Annotated in this window: 15 protein-coding genes; 4 read left to right on the top strand and 11 right to left on the bottom strand. The window is 60.9% G+C overall.

All coding sequences use genetic code 11. From position 1 onward, the window contains the following. Positions 1–5: 5 nt before the first annotated feature. The gene (locus KF708_18730) at positions 6–2,345 is read right to left on the bottom strand and encodes a dienelactone hydrolase family protein (protein ID MBX3414731.1); all 2,340 of its coding nucleotides are present in this window, start codon (positions 2,343–2,345) and stop codon (positions 6–8) included. Positions 2,346–2,631: 286 nt separating this feature from the next. Then, complete coding sequence (locus tag KF708_18725) at positions 2,632–3,474, bottom strand: class I SAM-dependent methyltransferase (protein MBX3414730.1); 843 nt, start codon at positions 3,472–3,474, stop codon at positions 2,632–2,634. A gap of 370 nt (positions 3,475–3,844) precedes the next feature. Here KF708_18725 and KF708_18720 point away from each other — a divergent pair, with 370 nt between their 5' ends. Together KF708_18720 and KF708_18715 are read left to right on the top strand one after the other, a co-directional pair. Further along, positions 3,845–5,317, top strand: a complete 1,473-nt coding sequence (locus KF708_18720; GenBank protein MBX3414729.1) for an aldehyde dehydrogenase family protein — start codon at positions 3,845–3,847, stop codon at positions 5,315–5,317. A gap of 396 nt (positions 5,318–5,713) precedes the next feature. Next, complete coding sequence (locus KF708_18715; protein MBX3414728.1) at positions 5,714–7,915, top strand: FdhF/YdeP family oxidoreductase; 2,202 nt, start codon at positions 5,714–5,716, stop codon at positions 7,913–7,915. Between the two features lie 299 nt (positions 7,916–8,214). Here KF708_18715 and KF708_18710 read toward each other — a convergent pair whose 3' ends face one another. Next, positions 8,215–8,640 (bottom strand): hypothetical protein, encoded by a 426-nt coding sequence (locus KF708_18710; protein ID MBX3414727.1) that lies wholly within the window; start codon positions 8,638–8,640, stop codon positions 8,215–8,217. Positions 8,641–8,667: 27 nt separating this feature from the next. Continuing rightward, positions 8,668–10,272 carry an AMP-binding protein gene (locus KF708_18705; protein MBX3414726.1) on the bottom strand — a complete coding sequence of 535 codons (1,605 nt, stop codon included), beginning with the start codon at positions 10,270–10,272 and terminating at the stop codon, positions 8,668–8,670. A gap of 309 nt (positions 10,273–10,581) precedes the next feature. Here KF708_18705 and KF708_18700 point away from each other — a divergent pair, with 309 nt between their 5' ends. Next, a complete protein-coding gene (locus KF708_18700; protein MBX3414725.1) occupies positions 10,582–11,373 on the top strand; it encodes a DUF1559 domain-containing protein in 792 nt (263 codons plus the stop codon). Here KF708_18700 and KF708_18695 read toward each other — a convergent pair. The 3 genes from KF708_18695 to KF708_18685 form a co-directional block, all read right to left on the bottom strand. Next, positions 11,310–12,035: a DUF2306 domain-containing protein gene (locus tag KF708_18695; GenBank protein ID MBX3414724.1), complete on the bottom strand. Its 726-nt coding sequence runs from the start codon at positions 12,033–12,035 to the stop codon at positions 11,310–11,312. The genes KF708_18700 and KF708_18695 overlap by 64 nt on opposite strands. Before the next feature lie 125 nt (positions 12,036–12,160). After that, entirely contained in the window at positions 12,161–13,321 is a 1,161-nt protein-coding gene (locus tag KF708_18690) for a hypothetical protein (GenBank protein MBX3414723.1), read from the bottom strand. 285 nt (positions 13,322–13,606) lie between these two features. Continuing rightward, complete coding sequence (locus KF708_18685; protein MBX3414722.1) at positions 13,607–14,998, bottom strand: sigma-70 family RNA polymerase sigma factor; 1,392 nt, start codon at positions 14,996–14,998, stop codon at positions 13,607–13,609. Positions 14,999–15,166: 168 nt separating this feature from the next. Between KF708_18685 and KF708_18680 the strand changes: the two genes are divergently transcribed. After that, positions 15,167–15,439: a 4Fe-4S binding protein gene (locus KF708_18680; GenBank protein MBX3414721.1), complete on the top strand. Its 273-nt coding sequence runs from the start codon at positions 15,167–15,169 to the stop codon at positions 15,437–15,439. Between the two features lie 76 nt (positions 15,440–15,515). Here the strand turns inward: KF708_18680 and KF708_18675 are convergent, their stop codons facing one another. The 4 genes from KF708_18675 to KF708_18660 all read right to left on the bottom strand — a co-directional run bounded on the left by KF708_18675 (position 15,516) and on the right by KF708_18660 (position 20,323). Next, positions 15,516–15,980, bottom strand: coding sequence for a hypothetical protein (locus tag KF708_18675; protein ID MBX3414720.1), 465 nt, complete (start codon positions 15,978–15,980; stop codon positions 15,516–15,518). Positions 15,981–16,100: 120 nt separating this feature from the next. Then, on the bottom strand, positions 16,101–17,198 hold the full coding sequence (locus KF708_18670; protein ID MBX3414719.1) for an SUMF1/EgtB/PvdO family nonheme iron enzyme: 1,098 nt from the start codon (positions 17,196–17,198) through the stop codon (positions 16,101–16,103). Positions 17,199–17,324: 126 nt separating this feature from the next. Continuing rightward, entirely contained in the window at positions 17,325–17,846 is a 522-nt protein-coding gene (locus KF708_18665; protein MBX3414718.1) for a DUF4240 domain-containing protein, read from the bottom strand. Positions 17,847–18,094: 248 nt separating this feature from the next. Further along, entirely contained in the window at positions 18,095–20,323 is a 2,229-nt protein-coding gene (locus KF708_18660) for a redoxin domain-containing protein (GenBank protein ID MBX3414717.1), read from the bottom strand. Positions 20,324–20,517: the final 194 nt, after the last annotated feature.

Here is a 20,517-nt window from a genome sequence, read left to right as displayed (position 1 = left end):
TTTTTTTAATTCGGCTCCGGCCACTTCAGGTGCTGGTGCAGAAAGGCAAACGTTCCCTTGCCGTTGATCGTGTGCGGGCCGACGAAGAATTCGATCTCCGTGCGGTCGCCGATTCCCAGCTTCGCCGCATAGAGATGCCGCACCTTGGCGTACTCGTACGCCACCTCTTCATCGGGGGCCACGCCGTCGAAGTGACCGCGCTCGACCATGAACGGGCGCGGCGCGATGAGGGCCGCCATCTCGGCATAATTGAACGTCTGCCCCAGGTCGAACTCAAAGATTTCGTATTCACCCGTCCAGACATAACTGTAGGGGGTTGTCGTCGACATGTTCTTCCAGACCCACTCGTTGAAGTCGGCCGAGCAGATCGAGAGGCAATACCCCTTCACGAGGGGCGGAATACGCATCGCCGATTTGCCGCCGTAGGACAATCCATAAAATGCGATCTGCTCCGGATCGACCATCGGCAGCCCGGCCAGCCAATCGACGATCTGCTGGTGCTGCGGCACGATCACCGAGAAGAGGGTCTTCCCCAGCGTGTTCGCCTTGCGCTGCAACGTGCGGAAGCGATCCTGGAAGATGTAAAGATTTTGCGGAGCGAACGTCACGAAGCCACGCTTCGCCAACTGCACGGCATACTGGTGATACGCCGGGTTTTGCACGCTCGGATCCGCCACGTCGCGCGGGCGTCCCTCGAGCCCATGCTGGCAAACCACCACCGGGCGTCGTTCCCCCGCCTGGATGCCTTTCGGCACGAGCAGAATGCCATAGGCGAATACATCGGGCCAGACGTCGAGCACCACCTCGTAACCGGTGAACTCCGGCTCATCGAAGATCTGCCTCGAACGAGGGTTCGCCGGCAGCAACGGCAAGTCGAAGCTGCCTACCACCTCGTCGCGGAAATACTCACGATAGGGTTCAATCGTCTCGGCGTACTTCTCCAGGCTGCTCGTGTCGAGTTGGGCGAAGAACTTCTTCCGCACCTCGGCACTGCCATTGAGGAGTTGCTGTGTATGCCGATCGATCTCGTGCATCTGACGCCGGTGTCGCGCCGCATGGCGTGAATTCGCCCCCGGCGCGGCGTTAGAAGGGGGCACGCTAAAGGGATCTTCGAGCAGCTTCAGATTCCAATGCGCAAGAAACTCGGTGAGTACGTCGGGCGTGCCATGGGGACCGAAGCCGTTTTTACTCGTAACCAACTTGAGCGTGGGGGGCGAGCTGAGTATTTCGCTAAGCTGTCTGGCGCGGACAACTTCGCGCTCGACGCTCGCGAGATCCGGCGTTGTCAGTTTTCCCGGCCCCCCACCGGTTCCGGGCGGGACTTCAAACTCCACGCCGCGACACGCCTCGACCACAAGCGTCCGCGGTGCAATCAAGCTGGCCAACTCGGCATCGCCGAATTCAGCCAGCCGATGAAATACGTTCCGATCGAGCGTCTCGTCCCACACCTTCTGTCTTGAATCGAAGTAGCCACTCACGCAAGCCGCATCGATGCGTGGATCGAGCGCCGCGGCGTGCAGCGCAACAAGGCCTCCCTCACCCCAGCCGATGACGCCGATGTTGGCGTCCTCCTTCCCTGCATCGCGTGCGAACCAGTCGACCGCCGCCAGCACCTTCTGCACTTCATAGCCGATGAGGTGCCGCCCCATCTCGAATGTCGAGCGATAGAGCAACTCGCGGTTCGTCAGCTTGTGCGAGCGTGGCTGTCCCGGCAGTCCCTCGTGGTGCCGATTGATGAGCATCGGCACCACGACGCGGCAGCCACTCTCGGCCAGTCGGCGTGCATATAAAGATTCGGCCGGCACGCCTGCTTCTAACCCTGCGAGTTGCTCGGGCGTTACGTCCGCATCGGGAATGGCGACAATGTCAGCGACCGCCTTGCCTTTCGTCGGTGTCAGCAGCAATCCCTCGCCGTGGACATCGCCAAATGCCGGCCAGCGAATTGCCGTCACTTGAAAGCGATCGTTGCGCGCAATCGTGATCGAATCACCTGCCTCGACGATTATTTCTGGCGCGTTGTACGATGTGCGTTCGTCTACCGCGCCGATAAACCGCGCCAAACGCTGGCGATTCGATTCGACCGATTGCTCGTACTTCTCTCTCGACGATAGATCACGCTGCCATTTCGCCGCACGGGCTTCCACGGAATCGTCGATCTGCTTCAACAGAAAGCGATCGACCCCCTCGACGAGCTGCGACGCGATGTCCCCTTGCATCTCGAGAGGCCTGGTACCAGCGAGCGGCGCCCCCAGCTCATCGGCCAGGCAAAACGGCCCCTCCGAGAGCGACAGCACCGTGGACCAGACAACGACAGCGACGAGCGCGCGGTGATACGACAACGACATACAGTCCCTCCCTCCGATCGGCCTGGCGCGTGCCTGAATCGGCGAACGTTCGCGCCGGCCAGCTTAGTGGTCTGTCAAAGCCTAATGTTCGGCTTCCCCAGCCGGGTAGCACCGACGAGCTTCCGACTTGTGCGAGATAAGTTTCACGCCTGCTGCGGAAACTCGTCGGTGCTACCCCCCCTAGTCCAGCGTCACACCCTGGTTTTCGGGTTCCCAAGTTTCACCCGCTCACGATGCGAGGGCCAATTTGGCAAGGCCAACCCGAACTTTTGGCTTTGACAATGCACTAGATGCTCGTCGGCTTCTTGGCGCGAATCAAGAGGAGGTGGCCAAAACGGTGCCCCAGCAGGCGCACGAGCCAACGCGGATAGAGCTTGCTGGCGATGGTGAATTTGAGCCCACGATGGCGGTCGCTGGGTTGGATCTGCAGATAGTCCCCCATCGAAAGCTGCGACCATACGCGGCAATCTTGGAAGCCCGCTTGCTCGACGAGATTGCGTCCCTCGGGCACGGTGTAGGCCTTCGTGCCGGGGCTTTCCAGATGATCGAACTCGACCTGGCGCAGCGAGCGGAAGGGACGCCCCCGGCCGAGCCCATAGTTCAGATAGAGCATCAGGCCGATCCAGGAGGGCGTATGGTAAATCATCGCCCGCAGTTCTCCCCCCGGCTTCAGCACGCGAAACACCTCGCGAAACGCGCGCCGCGTATCGGGCGTGTGATGCAACACACCCCAAGAGTAAACGATGTCGAAGCTATGGTCGGCGAACGAGAGATTCTCGGCGTCGTCGGTCTGCAGCGTAAAGCGTTCGGCGGGAATATGATTTAACTTGAGTCGTTCCGTGGTTAGGCGGATCGCCTGCTCGGTAAGATCGATTCCCGTTGCGTGCTCGGCCACCTCGCACCAGTTCTGGAAATCGGCCCCCGCTCCCACGCCGATCTCGAGGATCCGTTTTCCTGCCGCGCTGGCGAAGTCGGCGAACGGTGCCAGGTAGGGCTGCAAGTCGTAGCGGGTACGCGAGAGCTGCTCGAAATAAGCGCGGCGATCCTCGGCCTGCCCGTAGCGCGTGCCGCAGGTCTCGGTCTCCCAATGCGACTGGACCTGCGATTTCAGTGAAGTGTCTGGTTGCACGTACGATCCTCAAGTGACGGCGGAGAGTCCATCGGGCCAGAGGGTTCGCGGCCCCGATCGAACGTCGCCGGTGGTGGTCCATCTCTCGAAGCCCCATTCTGATCCGCTTCCCCGTGGTCACGCAAGGAACTATCCAGTCGGGTGAGCGCTCGTCCCGCGTGTCGGTGGACCATGCCAATCGCCGCCTGGAAAAAAGGTCGCTCCGCGGGGGCGGTTCGAGGGCGCCAGCGTGATTAACCGCAAAACTGGCACATCGTTCCGACCAGCGGTAGAATTCCGTCGGGGAAGACCTCAGGCGCCAATTCATCGGGTGCTCGCCAGGGCGGGGCCCGCACGCCAATCGACCAACGCTCGTACCAGGAGGCACACGATGGCCACGACCATGGAAACCGTTTCGCAGCCCCAGATCCGCCAGACCGATTGCTTCATCGGCGGCCGTTGGGTGCCGAGCGTCAGCGGCAAGACGTTCGAAACTATCAATCCCGCCACCGAAGAGGTCATCGCCCAGGTGGCTGAAGGGGACGCGGCCGACATCGACCTGGCCGTCGAGGCGGCACGCAATGCCTTCGAGCATGGTCCCTGGTCGAAGATGGATGCCCGCGACCGCGGCCGCCTGATGCACAAGCTGGCCGACGCGCTGGAAGAGAATCTCGACGAACTGGCCGCGCTCGAGTCGCTCGACAATGGCAAACCGATCAGCGACGCCCGCGCCGCCGACCTTCCGCTGACGATCGACTGCCTGCGCTATTACGCCGGCTATGCCGACAAGATTCACGGCCAGACGATCCCCGTCCGCGGCAAGTATTTCACCTACACGCGCCGCGAGCCGGTGGGCGTTGTCGGACAGATCATTCCCTGGAACTTTCCCCTGCTGATGACGGCCTGGAAGTGGGGACCCGCGCTGGCCGCCGGCTGCACCATCGTGATGAAGCCCGCTGAGCAGACACCGCTCACCTGCCTGCGGATGGCGCGGCTCGCCCAGAAAGCCGGTATTCCCGATGGCGTGATCAACGTCGTGCCCGGCTACGGTCCCACGGCTGGCGCGGCGATCGTCCGCCACCCCGGCGTCGACAAGGTGGCCTTCACCGGCGAGCACAAGACGGCGCAGATCATCATGCGCGACGCCTCGCAGACGTTGAAGCGTCTCACCTTCGAGTTGGGAGGCAAGAGTCCCAACATCGTCTTCGCCGATGCCGATCTCGAAGCGGCCGCCACCGGCTCGCACTTCGGCCTCTACTTCAACCAGGGGCAGTGCTGCTGCGCGGGCAGCCGCCTGTTTGTCGAAGACAAGATCTACGACCAGTTCGTCGACAAACTGGTGACGATGAACAAGCACCGCAAGCTCGGCAACCCGCTCGATCCCGACACGCAACAGGGCCCGCAAGTTGACCAGGCCCAGTTCGATAAGATCATGCACTACATCGATCTCGGCAAGAAAGAAGGGGCCGAGTGTCTGACGGGGGGCCAGCGCTGGGGCGACCGCGGCTACTACATCGAGCCGACCCTCTTCGCCGGCGTCAACGACGAAATGTCGATCGCCAAGGATGAGATTTTCGGTCCGGTCCTCTCGATCCTCCGCTTCAAGAGCGTGGACGAGATCGTCGACCGCGCGAACAATACGTTCTACGGACTTGCCGCGGCCGTTTGGACTCGCGACATCGGCAAGGCGCATCGCTTGGCGGGCGCCATTCGCGCCGGCACCGTGTGGGTCAACTGCTACGACGTCTTCGACGCCGCGGCACCCTTCGGCGGCTTCAAGATGTCGGGCCTCGGCCGCGAACTGGGCGAAAAAGGCCTGGAAGCCTACACCGAAACCAAAACTGTCACCGTCAGCCTCGACTAACTAGGATGAAGTGGCACAGGCCGCCTAGCCTGTGCTTCCAACCCGAAGCGTGAGCGAGGAAGAAAAGAATTTCAACGCAAAGGCGCAAAGAAGCAAAGACGCAGAGCAATATAAACCGGGTGGCACCGATCTTTTTGCGATTCGGCGCCGACTACTTGAAGTGCAGCAGTCGCAAAATGGTCGGTGTCGCGCAGCGACAAGAGGATGAGTCGGCTCGAACTGAATTGCAAAACCACAGGCGAACAACCTGTGCCACTTGATCCCTTCGCGTACTTTGCGCCTTCGCGGTAAAAAAGCATGCCGGGTCACCACTAATTCGATTGTCTGCTTTGCGTCTTTGCACCTTCGCGTCTTTGCGTTAAAAATCATCGATAAAGTCGGTAGAGAATCCCCCTGATGCGCATGCCAGGTTCCGGCGGCGGCTGGCCCGCCGTCATGTACACGCTCCGCAAGGCCCGCGAAGTCGGTCCGTGGAAGATGTGGCAGGCCATGCGCTCGAAGAACGCCTGCAAGACCTGCGCCGTCGGTATGGGGGGCCAGCGCGGCGGCATGGTCAACGAGTCGGGCTTCTTCCCCGAGGTCTGTAAGAAGTCGCTCCAGGCCATGGCCGCCGACATGCAAGGCGCCATCCCGCCCGATTTTTTCAGCACCTACTCGATTCCGCAGATGCAGGCCTTCTCGCCACGCGAGTTGGAGCATTGTGGCCGCCTCACACGCCCCATGCTGCTCGAAGCAGGCTCGCAATATTACCGAGAGATCTCTTGGAACGAGGCACACCAAGAGATCGGTAAAAAACTGCGCGAGCTCGATCCCTCGCAGACGTTCTGGTATTTCAGCGGGCGCAGTTCGAACGAGGCGGGCTTTCTGCTGCAGCTCTTTGCCCGACTGTACGGCACGAACAACGTCAACAACTGCAGCTTCTACTGCCACCAGGCGAGCGGCGTGGGCATGGCCACCTCGGTGGGCACCGGCACGGCGACCATCGTGCTCGAAGATCTCGAGCATGCCGATTGTGTCTTCGTCATCGGCGGCAACCCGGCCAGCAATCATCCGCGCCTGATGACGCTGCTTAAGGGGGTGCGTCGTCGCGGCGGCGAAGTGATCGTCATCAACCCGGTGGTCGAAACCGGCCTGGTCAACTTCCGCGTGCCAAGCGATCCGCGCAGCCTGCTCTTCGGCACGGCGATCGCCAGTCTGTATGTGCAGCCCGACATCGGGGGCGACCTGGCCCTGCTGGCCGGCATCGCCAAACGCACCATCGAACGCGGCGAGCACGACGTCCCCTTCCTCGAGCAGCATTGTGAAGGCTGGTCCGCCCTACGCGAGCATCTCGCCGCCCTTACCTGGGAAGAGATCGAACAGAAAAGCGGCGTCTCACGCCAGACGATCGACGACATCGCTGCGCGGTATGCCAAATCGAAAAACGTCGTCTTTTCTTGGACGATGGGCATCACCCACCACGCGCACGGCGTCTCGAACGTGCAGGCGATTGCCAATCTCGCCCTGCTGCGCGGCATGGTCGGTCGCCCCAATGCGGGCTTGCTCCCCATCCGCGGCCACTCGAACGTGCAGGGCATCGGCTCCGTCGGCGTCACGCCCAAGTTGAAGGACGCTATCTTCCAGCGTCTCGAAGAGCATTTCGGCGTCCGGCTGCCGACGGCGCCAGGTCTCGATACGCTCTCCTGCATGGACGGCGCCCATCGCGGCGAGCTCAAGTTCGGTTTCTGTCTCGGCGGCAATCTTTACGGCTCGAATCCCGACGCCCGTTACGCCGCCGAGTCACTTTCGCGTCTCGACATGCTGGTTTACCTCAACACCACCCTCAACACGGGACACGCGCATGGTCTTGCCGCTCGTACGATCATCTTGCCGGTCTTGGCGCGCGACGAAGAAGTGCAATCGACGACCCAAGAGTCGATGTTCAACTACGTCCGGCTCAGCGATGGTGGCATCCGTCGTCACGAGGGGTTGCGGAGCGAAGTGCAAGTAATCTCGCGCATCGCGGCCGATACTTTGGGCGATCACGGCCCCGTTGATTGGCCCGGCATGCAGGATCATGGCCGCATTCGGGAGGCGATCGCCAGGATCGTGCCCGGCTTCGAGAAGCTGGCTGACATTGGCGCCACGAAAGAAGAGTTCCAGATCGGCGGCCGCACGTTCCACACGCCGCAGTTTCCCACGCCCACGGGCCGCGCGAATCTCTTCTGTCACGAGTTGCCGCCGCTCAAGGGCGAAGCGGACGAACTGCGCCTGATGACCGTCCGCAGCGAGGGGCAATTCAACACGGTCGTCTACGAGGACTACGACTTCTATCGCGGCCAGGACCGCCGCGACGTGATCCTCATGCACCCCGACGATGTCCAGCGACGCGGCCTCGTCGAAGACCAACTCGTCACGGTTCGCAGCGCCACGGGCGCCATGCACAACATCCGCGTCCGCCCCTTCCCGCAGATCAAGGCAGGCAACGCGCTGGTTTATTATCCCGAGGCCAACGTCCTGGTGCCGCGCGACATCGACAGCGCCTCGCGCACGCCGGCCTTCAAGGGCGTGATCGTCCGGATCGAAGCCAATGTCCTCGTCACGGCGGCCGCACGCTAACCTCTGAATTTGCTGAACAAGCTCTGAATTGGAAGTAGCACAGACTGCCAGCCTGTGCGATGTAGGTCAGGTACCCAGTACCTGACAATCGTTCGAGTTGGCTATGCCGAGCATTTGTCAGGTACGGGGTACCTGACCTACAAGAGGATGCATTCTCAGCTTCACATCGTGTCGTAGTGCCGTCGTGGTTAAATGACCGTGATCAGAAAGGGGGATAACAACACAACCGACGATTGCACGGCGATCATTCCAATCCGAAACGTCAGCAAGGTGTAGGGTAGCAGAGTGGCACGACACCGTCAGGCACGGTCCGGATACTTCGCCTTGAGCTGCGCCTGCGAATAAAACGCGATGTCACGATACTCCTCGCAGCCGATGAATCGCTGGATCAGTTCGTCGTTGCTGCCATCGACGTGAATATCCAGCTCGTGACAGTACAGGAGTTTCAACTCCTGGTTCGGGAAATCGATCAGCAGATCAGACCGACCGGGCTCGACGATACGTTGGTCGAGTGAATCTTCCAGGAACCATGGAAGCACTTCCGTGGAGACGTTCATCGGCACGAAGTGCAAGGCGCCATGCAGTCGCGTGCCAAAGCCGTATTGCACAGTGAATGAAATGTCGCCGAATATTGCCTTGACGATCGCCGGCAGCTGCAAAAGTGCAGATCGCATACGCTCGATCGAAAGATGCGCGGAGCTGTACTTCGCCTTTAGACTCGACATGGACTCGGACTCCATAATCTCGCATCACTAAATGCCCAAATCCCCCGCCACGCGCTCGTGCAGCTTCTTCCGGTCCACCTTGTTCGTCGAGTTCAGCGGCAGCGCGTCGAGCAGGAAGAACCGCTCGGGCACTTTGTATTCCGCGATCCGTTCGGCCGCGAACGCTTTCAACTCTTCGGGCGTCGGCTTCTGTTCCGCGTCCTCCAGCAGTGAGACGTAGGCGATCACGATCTGCCCCAGCCGCGCGTCGGGCGCCCCGACCACGCCGCAGAGGTGGACCGCCGGGTGCTGGTCGATTACCTGCTCCACCTCCAGGGGCGAGATGTTCGATCCTCCGCGGATGATGATCTCCTTCTTGCGCCCCATGAACCACAGGTACCCGTCGGCGTCGAAGCGTCCCAGGTCGCCGCTCGCCAGCCAACCGTCGTGTAGCGTCGCCGTCGTGTGCAGCGTGTCGTTCCAGTAGCCCAGCATGTTCGCCGGACCGCGAATCTGAATCTCTCCTTCAGCCCCCACCGGCAGCGCACGACCATGCTCGTCGGCGATGCGCACCTGCGTTCGCTCGACCGGCTTACCCACCGATCCGATTCGCTTCTCGCCGAAGGGTGGATTCACCGCATACGTGATCGCCTCGGTCATGCCGCACAGTTCGGCCACGTCGAGTCCCGTCGCCGCGCGAAAACGCCGGTGCGTGTCGAGCGGCACGATGTCGCCCCCGGCGAAGAAGCTGCGCAGCGAAGGCAGCGGCGTCGGCCGATGTTCGAGATACTCGACCAAATCCTGCAAGCTGGCGGGCAACATCTGGCAGCGCGTTACCCCATGTTCGACGATCGCCTGTACTACTTGTTCCGGTGTCGGTGCGTGCAGCATCACCGACGTTCCGCCGACGAAGATATTGGGAAAGATCAGACCATACGAGGCGGCACAGTGCGCGGCCGACGTGCTGACGAGGATCACGTCTTCGGATGTGTACTCCATCGACGTGGCCTGGATCTGCACGCAGTGCCAGAGCGTCTCCTGCGAGTGAACCACGCCTTTTGGATTGGCCGTCGTGCCCGAGGTATACATGATCGTGGCCAACTGCCGTTCGTCGAACAGCACCTCTGGCAATGGCGCCGTTTTGCCCGACAGCAGCGATTCGAACGGCGCGAACTCTGCTTCCACCACCGCTAACGTGGGCAACTCGTTTCCCCGGCAATGTGACGCCTGCCGCGCGGCGGTGTCGACGATCTTGGCCGCGGCATCGCGTACGAGATAACGCCGCACCAGTGGCAACCGTTCGAAGGGGAGACCTAGCGCATCGTCGAGCTTATCTTCATGCACGATGAGCGTCGTCGAGCCGGAATGTTCCAGCGCGTATTCCGCTTCGCCGGTCCGATAGCGGTGATTGAGCGGCACGGCGATCGCCCCCAGCTTGAAGCACGCCAGGTAGCAAAACACCAGCTCCGGACGGTTCGGCAGAAACAGCGCCACGCGATCGTCGCGCGCTACCCCGGCCGCGGCCAACGCCGCCGCCAGAAGATCGGTCACGTCGTCCAGTTCGGCATAGGTATAGCGCCGCGATCCAAACACCAGCGCCAGCTTGTCCGGCTCGCGCAGACGCGTCGCGTGAAGTACCTCGGCAAAAATCATTCCCGGATTCCCACGCGGATCAAGAGGTATTCCAACCAACGGCAGCCCGTTGCCGCGGCGGACCAGTGTACCACGAAGCAATCGATCGGCACGCGCGTAGCGTTCGATCCGTCGAAGTCCGTAGGTCACGCAGCCCGTGCGTGACAGCAATCGATCCGCCGAAACGAGTCAGTCTACGTCGAACGTGAAAGCTGCTTTCGATCCACTCCCCAAGTGCCGCCAGGGTGACCAGCAGACAAAGAGATGTCCCACGATGGAGCGACCGTCTATAATGAAGAGTGTCGACACGCCAACAACAAGGGCAGAACCATGGACGAGAATCCGTATCACAGCCCCGAGACGGACGCACATGCCGAGATACTGGCACAGTATCAGGCAAGGCGTCGCTTTCGTGCGGCGCTCGTGATACTGGCAGTCGCCGTAATCATTCTTGTGCTCTTCATCTTGTTATTGCTCCCCAACGTGCGATTCGCCCGAGAAGCCGCCCGCAGAAGCACGTGCCGCAACAACCTGAAGCAAGTTGCCCTGGCATTGCACAACTACGCCGAGGTGTACGGCGCCCTGCCACCGGCCTACACCACCGACGCCAGCGGCCAGCTGCTCCACAGTTGGCGGACGCTCATCCTGCCGTACATGGAGATGCACAGTCTCTACGATTCGATCGACCTCACCAAGCCGTGGGACGATCCCACCAACGAAGCCGCGCGGGCAAGCGTCGTGCCGTTTTATCTCTGCCCTTCCGCATCGAACAAACTCGATCCCACGCACACCACGTATCTGGCCATCGTGACGCCCCATAGCTGCCTACAGGCAAACTCGCCCCGCCGATTTGCCGAGATCACCGACGGCACCGCTGGCACGATGGTCATCCTCGAAGTCGATGAGGACCACGCTGTACACTGGATGGCGCCCATCGATGCCGACGAGCAACTTGTGCTCAGCCTGCGGGAATTTCCGCCGCTCTCGCATCCCGCCGGCATGCACGCCGCCTTCGCCGATGGCAGCGTCCACTTTCTCCAAGCCGACCTGCCCGCCGATCAACGCCGCGCGCTCATCTCCATCGCCGGCAACGACCAGAACGTGTTGGAAGATTGGGAGTGACCGTCGCGCGACGCGAGCCTGCGAGTCCGTCGCAGCACAATGACGCGGCTCAATTCGTACACCGCGAGTGGGCCAAGCCAGCTCACCCAAGCGGCCAACGGATAGCTCCACGTCTCGCCAATGCCCGACACGCTGGCCAGGCCGCCGATCAGCCGCAGTACGACCGCCGACGAGAGCAGTAAAAAACAGCGCCACATCCAGCGGCGATGTTCGTCGAACCGGCGCTGCACGGCTCGTCGCCAGCCAAACCATACGCAAGTCGCCGTGGCCACGGCCAGCAACGCAAAGCCCCATCCCGCTATAACGCCCGTCATGGCGTACCGCGCCATCCACAGTCCGCTCGGGCAGAGCACGCCCAAGACGACGGCAACCTGCACTTTGCCCAGCGTGCGATGCCACGCGGTGGACCGCAAGCGAAACCATTCGTTGAGGAGCAGCAACCCCAGCAACAGGGTGATCGGTCCCGCGAGAATATGGGCATAAAACGCCCAGCGATACGCGCCAAAGAAGTACGCCTCGCGCCCGAGCAGAAAGTCGGAACCGAAATCGGCGGGAAAATAGTCGCGATAACCTATCACGACCACGACCGTGACCTTGACGATCAAAAGCCCCGCCAGCAGGCCCATCACGCGCAGTAATGCCATCGACGGTGAACGGCTCATGATCCAATTCGCAGAATCCGTAGGTCACGTACCCCGTGCGTGACAGCAATCGACTGGCGTGACATTCCGCCCCATCGACGCGCTGAATAGCTACTACCACGACACGACGAGAATCGTCCGCTATCTTACGAGCCCATCGTAGCCCTTGCGCTTGAAGAACGCCGGCGAAGTTGCCACGCGAAGAGTAATGCCGCGAAGATCACCACGCCTAGCAGCGCAGCGAGCATCGTCTTACTACCCTGTAGGTCGACGACCTGCGCGGGCGTTTCAGCAGCATAGAGCTGATCGAACTCTACCTCGGGGTTGTTTCCGTCACGAATCCAAGCCAGTTCTTTGTCTCGCAGTTGAGTATACCATGCGTCGGCATCCGCCAGTTCCTGCTGGAAATCACTCTCCACCTGGGCCAGCGAAACTTCACGGTTCAGGGCGCCCTGAGTCTGCATCGAGAGAGCCTGGCCAGCCATTTCACGGTAAGCGGCGCGCGTTGGGTCGTCTGGCGACTCGTACGAAGCTTTCAAATAAGCACGCGCGGCCAGGAACTTTGCATCGTCGGAACGATGCCCTTCCAGCAGCAACGATCCGAGCGCTTCGAGCAGGATGGGAGACTCATGATTCGCAAATCTCATCATGCCCAGCACGCCCTTCACGGCTGCCTGATTCTCGGCTGATGCCAGATGCTCAAACGATTGTGTGCGCAAGTGTTTCGCAAAAGTCCGCTCGTCGCGAGAATCCGGAACTGGCTTGCTCATATCCGCCCAGTGACAACGCCCAACTGGCAACTGGCCGTGGCTTTCTTCCCATTGCTGCAGCACATATTCCGTCAGCGCCAATTGATACTTCTCCCGACCGAAGTGTGCCTCGGGATTGATCGCCAGCGCCTGCTCCAAGTAGGGCAACCCCAGTTCAGGCGTGCCGGCGTGAAAATAAAACGTCGCCAGGTTTGAAGCGGTCTCGTAGCGCCCAGGATGCGACTGCTCAATCTTGAGGGCCGTCTCGATCGCCTTTTGATGTTCGCCGAGCTTGTCGTACGCTACCGCCAGATCATCCAACAACGCCGGATTTGTCGGGTCGCTTTCAAGTCGTATCAAGCGATCGTCGATGCGCCACTGGTAGAACTCGGGCGAGTGTCGCAAGAACTTGCCCGTGATCAACTCGAGCGCATTCGGGAAGCGGGAACGCTCCATCTTGAGCGTGTCGTAATCCCACAGGCAGGCGACGGTCACTCCCGGCAACATCGTCAGCAGGAGAAACCAGGCCCCCAGACCCAGACGGCAAAATCCCCGCATTGCCTTGCCCTCCCGCTCCACCTGAAGCTTTCAAGAGATGCTTCGATTAAAGCATGGCGAATCAGATGCGTCGAGCTTTCGTGGTCAGTGGTCTGTTGTGACGCGTGTTCTGACTTCGCGGAGCGTTTCCAGGACGAAGTCCAACTCGCTTGCCATCTAGATTGCGTCTGTCCGCAACAACAGACTCGTCGTGTTAGTGGTCATTCATTCGCGTTCCATTGACCACCGCGCCACGAGGGCACCACGCCGTAGGTCACGCAGCCCGTGCGTGACAGCAATGCATGTTCATATCACAACCGATTCCAGGTCTCTGATCAACTCGCGCACCGATCCATACCGTTCGTTCGGCAGAGTTGCCACGCAGCGCCGAATAATTCTCTCGAGTCCTTCCACGACGCAATTATACTCCGAAGACGAATCGATCCCCGAAGGGGGATAGCCTGTTGCCACCGTCCACATCAGCATTCCCAGTCCGAATACGTCCGCCGCAGGAGTCGGGGGACTCTCTCCAGCCAGTAGCTCTGGAGCGATGAATCCAGCCGTCCCACCGATGCCCCGTGACAGGCGATCTGCGGGCCCGGCCACAAGATGCGCGAAACCAAAATCGGTGACGAATACGTGCCCCTCCTTGTCGAGCAGCACGTTCCCCGGCTTGAGATCGCAGTGGACCACGCCCCGCTCGTGGGCAAAATAAACCGCATCGGCAACTTGTTTCGCGACGCGCAACATCTCCTCGACCGGCAATCCAGACGTGTGAATTCGCGATTGCAGATCGACACCATCCACGTACTCCATCACCATGAAATAACCGCCACTCGGGAATCGTCCCAGCCCCTGCACACCGACGATGTGTGGGTGGCGCAATCCGGCCAGAATCTGCGCCTCCTGCACCAGTCGCGACACGGCGCGTACATCTGATTGACGCGACTTGTGCAGCGCCTTGATCGCTACGAGCTTTCCCGTTCGCTTGTCCCGCGCGCGAAAGACCTTGCCCATGCCACCGGACCCCAGCAATCGCTCGAGCACGTAATCCGAGAAAAGCAGCGGCGCGTCTGGCGCGGGCAAAGCCGCCGGCCTGGCAGGCTCGGTCCTTCGGCCAGTCGTCAATCGCAGTTGGATGCCTTTCTCGATATTCGCCACTATCCTGCGGGTCGTTCGCACGGATTTCCGGATGGCGACGCTAATCTGCTCCAGGCTTTGCCCTTCCAGACTCAATGTGAAGACCAGGCGTTCGTCGGGCGAAAGGCCGTCGAACGCCAGTTGGATCTCTTCGACAAGTGCGATGATCTCGGCGGCCGAGGGTTCGGGTGCTTTGGTGTTCGCGGCGAACACACTGGCGGGTTCCTCTCGATGAATACTCCGCCTGGCGGCCGTGTGCTTTTCGATCTCGCCGTGCAGCTTGTTGATCGTGATGCTTGCCAGCAACCGCCACAGGTCACCGGCGACGGCAAACTCGTATTCGCCATCCGTCGAATGAGCAAAGAAGCTGCGAAACGCCGACTGAACGATGTCTTCCGCGTCTACTCGTCGTCGGAGCCGCTCCCCCAGTCGGCGACGCGCCAGTGCCATCAGACGAGCGACATAGCGATCAAAGAGGATTGTCGCCGCCTCGCGGTTTCCTGCCTGATACAGGCTCAACAGTTCGCGAGAACTCATGCTGACGTGGTCGGCACCCAAGCTGGCAGGCCTTTCAAAGTCAATGGGCGTCGCGGTTTGCTGCTTTTTCGGGGAAGTTTCCGGAATGTTTGGCCAACTTCGAGTGTGAATCGGATGTACCCCTAGCAGACCAGATTCTCGATCCGCTCGAAAGGTTCAGTCCCCTCTCACTCGCTTCAGGAGAAACCGATGGCCTACGTCGTGACCGCCCCCTGCTTCGGCTGCAAGTACACCGATTGCGTCGTCGTCTGTCCCTGCGATTGCTTCCACGAAGGAGAAAAGATGCTCTACATCGATCCCACTGAGTGCATCGACTGCGACGCCTGCCGAGCGGAATGCCCGGTCGAGGCGATCTTCTACGAAGATAACGTGCCCGAGCCTTGGCAGGAATTCATTCGACTCAACGCTGAGATGGCCGCTAAGACACCATCAATCGTGGAACGGAAAGCACCGTTGGTGTGACGAGATCATCGTCGGCGGTTCGCTGCGATGCTGAGCTTTCACCGTGCTCGGGTCGGGTGCCCGCGCGCAAGCTACCTCACGAGTTGCGAGGCTTGGTCAAGACTCGTGGAAACGCCAATGATCTCAATACCGATTCAACGAGTGCGAGTGTAATCGTGAAGTCGGCACCTGCGATCAACTCGCGAATGGATGTTTCTATGACCTGCTGTCGATCACGGTATTGCCGAGCTTCGTCGAAGTTGCTTTGGGCGACGTCGTTTTCCATCCGGATTTGCAGTGCTTCGTATTCCGCTCGATAATCGCGAATCTGCTGTCCAATACTTGCAGGAAGTATTTGGTTCAACAGTTCATCGCGAATGGCGTTATAGGACAGCGTAATCACGAATCTACTGAATTCGGAATCGTCGATTGGGTATCGATGCGTTAGGTCAATCAGGTAATCAGCAATCTCCGGCGATAATACCGCAGGAGTGAACCGATCGCATTCGACCTCTCTCAGCGCACGCTGGATGCACTCCACGGCATAGTCGATGCACCGCATGGGACTCTCCTGAATCGGCGACGAATCGGAGTAATCGATAGGTGCGATCTAGTTAAAATGATTCTGGCCGACGAGCGGTGCGATTCTTGGGATGGTGCAACGCGGCATCATCTCCCTGCATCACCGCCGCGGCACGCCCAGGCAAATCCGAAACCCATCACGCGAATCCGAGTAGCTCGTGCTTTGCAATCCCAGCCGCACCGCACAGCGTGCGTTGCCGGGCACGTCGAAGTAATTGCCGCCGCGGCAGACGGGCCGAGGATTCTCCGCGTCGACGTGCAGTTCTTCGTGCCCCCCCGCGGGATCGAAGTCGTCGAGAATCACCTCCCACACCCCGCCGCACATATCGGCCAGCCCGAAACCGTTGCGGCCGCGCTCGCCGTAATGATCGACCGGCGAGACGAACGAGTAGCCATCGCTCCAGGGGGCTTTGTTCAGGGGCCAAGCCTGCTTCCGATCGGGCAGAAAATCGACGGCCGAAATGTTCAGCCGCCCTTCTCCCTCCTGGAGCTCGTTGCCCCACCAGAAGTAAAGACTCTGTTGGCTGCCGCCGCGGCAGGCGTATTCCCATTCGGCCTCGGTCGGCAATCGATACTCCAGTCCCTCAGGCAGCCGGCCCGCAGCGCGTTCCCGCTTCGTCAGCCATTGGCAGAACGCGCGGCCGTCGTTCCAACTCACGCAGACGACCGGATAGTGGTCGTCGAGTGGGAAGTCGAAGTTCGGATCGCGCCAGCTCTTGCCCGGCATCGGCTCCCAAGGATGCGTGACCTGCGTGGTGAGATGATAGCCGTTCCACAGTGGGTTGAAGCACTGCGTCTTGCCCCCCGGCTTTTCGGCATCGGTCACGTAACCAAATTCCTCGACGAAACGGCGAAACTGCCCGACCGTGACCTCGGTGCGCCCCATCCAAAAGCCGTCTTGGACGCGCATCGGGCGCGGCCGCTCCCCTTCGTACGATTCGCGTTCGGTGCCCGCCTGCGCGCCCCCTTCAATGCCGGTGGCCCAGGCTTTTTCCTCCGGCGTGCTCCCCATCAGAAAAGAACCTGGCGGAATGTAGACCAGCTCAAGCGCCACACCAGCACTCAAATCGACCCGCTTCGTCGCCCCCTGCTGGGGCTGATCGGCCCGGACGATGTGTGACAGGCAAGCGGTGCCGCAACAAACCGCGATGACAAACCGAAAGCAAAGCCGCGCGACGAACACGTGGGCGGAATCCATCAACGAACCCCTTGAGTCAAGATATCCAAGCTGGAATCCTCTTCGGCACGGGCGCTTACTCCGATCTGCGCACACAGAGGGTAGCAGCAGATTCCTCTAGCCGCAAAGCGAAGGTCCCGCCGATCCTCAAGTCGGCCGCCGGTTTCCGGGAGGAACATTTTCCCCGGTAAGCTTTCCAGGCCGCGTCGCTGCCGTCGCTGCCCATCCGGCCAGATTCTGAAAGCTTTCGTAACTGACACGAGGGACGTGCTCGTACTCGTTGCCAGTCTTGAGCTCATAGGCGGAAGCAGGAAGGGACAACAACGATTCGAATTCCAAGCCTTGCGGCATCTCGGCAGGGTCGGCCAGGATCGACGTATAAACGTCGCGGCCATTGGCTACGGCGACGCACCGAGAGTAGAGAAAATCGTCGGCTGAAATAAAGTCATCACCATCGTCGGGATCGAGTTCGCCCGCGTAGCAGGCGCGACAATGTTCTCGCGTATCGATCGCGTGGAGCTTTTCGGCGAGGATGTTTTCGAACTCAAAGATCGCATCGTCGTCAAGCGCGGCGAGCGCTTGACACGCCGGCTCTAGCACAGCCTCGTCGTCGCCGGTCTGATCCCAGTCGAGCAGTTCGATGATGTCCCAGAAAGTCGTCTCGTTCATTGGATAGGCCCCTTGTCGGGATCGAGAAAGCATCTCGTGTCTATCCCACGCGCGATAAGGCAGGTATAGACCGAGCAGGCCAATAACTCCCGCGACGCATAGAAACCACAGGCGTGGGCGGGCGTGTGCAATCATCTGGGCTCAGAATCGGATGGCGATAGGCGACGCTAGCGGCCGAGATTGTTGCAATGTCCACGCCGTGCTGCTGAGCGAGGTGTTTCCAGTATGCCTCGTTACACCCCGCCGCGCTAATCCCGCTCGCGCTGCTGCGTGAAGCTCGAGATCAGCGTCGTCAGCACCTTTAGTTCGTTCAAGCTGATAGCCCCGTCACGATTCGTGTCGGCGAACGACAGACGATCCCCCACCTGGTCGGGCAGTTCTTCCTTCGTCAACTTGCCATCCTTGTTCGCGTCGAGCGCCTCGAAGATCTTTTCCGGCTCGAGCTTGCCAAACATCCGCCGCAGGTTCGATGGCGGCACCTCCCCCTTCGGAAAGACCTCGACGTAGAAGCCGATCATCATTTCCTCGAACGTCTGGTCTCCCCAGGTCACCACCTTCGTCGGATCGGGATTCGACAGGTTGTTCTCCGAGTTGTCCCAGTGCGCCGTGCAAACCAGCTTCGAGCCCTTCGGAATCATCTTCGGTTCGCTGAGGAAATAGGTCGTCTGCCAGTTGAAGTCGTAGGCCGGCACGTCGAGCAACACCTCTTGTTTGCCGTCGGGATACGTCATCTCGTAGCGGAACGCCTTGCCGCGCGTATGCATGTGGGGCGTCATGTTCGCCAGCAGCGTGTCGTGCTCGAAGGTGCTTTCGGCCGAAACGTGATAATCGTCGTTGCCCGGCGGAATCGCGAAGAAGGGGTTCGCCAGCGCCGTGCTGCGTGCGACGTACTGCACACGCTCGGGCTCGACGAAGCGGAAGCCCACGTAACTGCGATCGCTCTGCGGCGCGCCGTTGGGCGTGTAGTGCAGTTGAAATATCAGCCTCGATCCGGCGGGCACATGCATGGCGGTCGTGCCGTCGGTGGCCAGCATCGGGTTCATGCCCGGCGCGTAGCCGGCGATCAAGTTGCCGCTGCCGATACCGCCGCCACCACCAAACCCGCCCCCGCCCCCACCCCCACCAAAGCCACGACCACCTTCACCGCCACTGCCGCGGGGGCCACCGAAGCCGTTGCCGCGTGGGCCGCCCGATCGCCCGCGCCGGCCCCGATTCTCCGGCGATCGCTCTTCCGGTTGATCCTCTCGCTCCTCGTTCTTTGCCGCGTCATCTTGATTCTCTTCGCGCGCACGATCGTTGCGTCGTCCCGCATCGCGATTGGGATTCCCCCGCCCGCGGAACGAAGAGAACAAGTCCCCCCCGCCCGAACGCGGCGGCGCCACGAACACGAGAATATGGTGGACCGTCTCCGGGCTGCCGGGGCGCGCCTCGGCCGCCATGATCCATTTGTCCTCCGTCCAGCCCGGGTCGACCACGAAGTGGTAGTAGTCGATTACCCCTTCGGCCGGAACTTCGACCGGCTTGTCGCGCATGTAAACGATCTGATCCGGCTCGCCGATCGACCAGCCCGTGACGAATTCTCGCTCGGGGGGCAACTGCGCGCGATCACCTTCGGGGCACCCGTTCGTCACCCAGGTATCGATCAGCTTCTTGTCCTCGTCGCTCAGTCGCAGATCGTTCTTGAACTTGCCATGCTCGCCGGCGGCGTGCCAGGGAGGCATCCGTCCGTCGTTGACCACCTCACGAATCATCTCTCCCCAGCCCGCGGCATCTTCATAGCTCGTGAGCGAGAACGGCCCGATGTGTCCCGGCCGATGGCACTCGACGCAGTGTTGCTGAAAGACCCGGGCAATCTGGTTCGAGAAGGTCACTTCCGACGCGGCATTCACTTCGCGCACGCGGCCGATGAGGCAGCCCAGCGTTTTCGTTTCTGGCTCGCTCACCGGCTTGCCGGCCAGCACCTCTTCGACCGCTTCGAGCAGATCCTGCCGCGAAGGTACAGGACGCTGGTAGCCCACGCCCTCGGCAAAGCCATATTGATCGTCGATGCGGCCACGGTATTGCACCTTTCGCTCGCGATCGAGCACGAACACCTCGGGCGTGCGCTCGGCTCCAAAGCGATCGGCGATCGCGTTGCCGGGATCCTTCAAGATGGGAAAGTCGATCTTGTGCCGCGAGGCATAGGCCGCGATCTCCGGCAGCGAATCTTGCTGGTTCGAATCGATGCCCACGAACGCCACCCCCCGGTCAGCCAGCTTCGCCGCCAGATCGGCCAGTCGCGGACCATATAACTTGGCGAGTGGGCACTCGGCCCCCAGGAATGCGACCACCACGACGTCGCGATCCTTCAATGCGTCGAGCGAGTATTCCTTGCCGAACTGGTTCTTGAGCGTGAAGTTCTCGATCTTCTGGCCGACGGGGCTCCCGTCTGCTCCCGACACGCCTGCCACCGTGGCGAGAATCCATAGGGCTGTCACGAAAGAAGTCGCGAGAGTTGCTCGCATCAGATTCACCTGCGGGCTCGGAGGAAAGTTCAGGCGTGCGTTCACATCAAGAAGGAGCGGCATCTGGGACTCGAACGTGCCACACGTTGCGAGCTCGCCAGGCTGTAAGGCATACCCCGCGACTCCTTTGACCGTTTCAACACGGGCAGAACGTCGACGATTGGCTG

The sequence above is a fragment of the Pirellulales bacterium genome, from assembly GCA_019636335.1.
In the GTDB taxonomy this organism is placed as follows: Bacteria; Planctomycetota; Planctomycetia; order Pirellulales; family JAEUIK01; genus JAHBXR01.
Note: the sequence above shows the minus strand (reverse complement) of the source record. Positions and strands in the feature narration are given on the sequence as shown.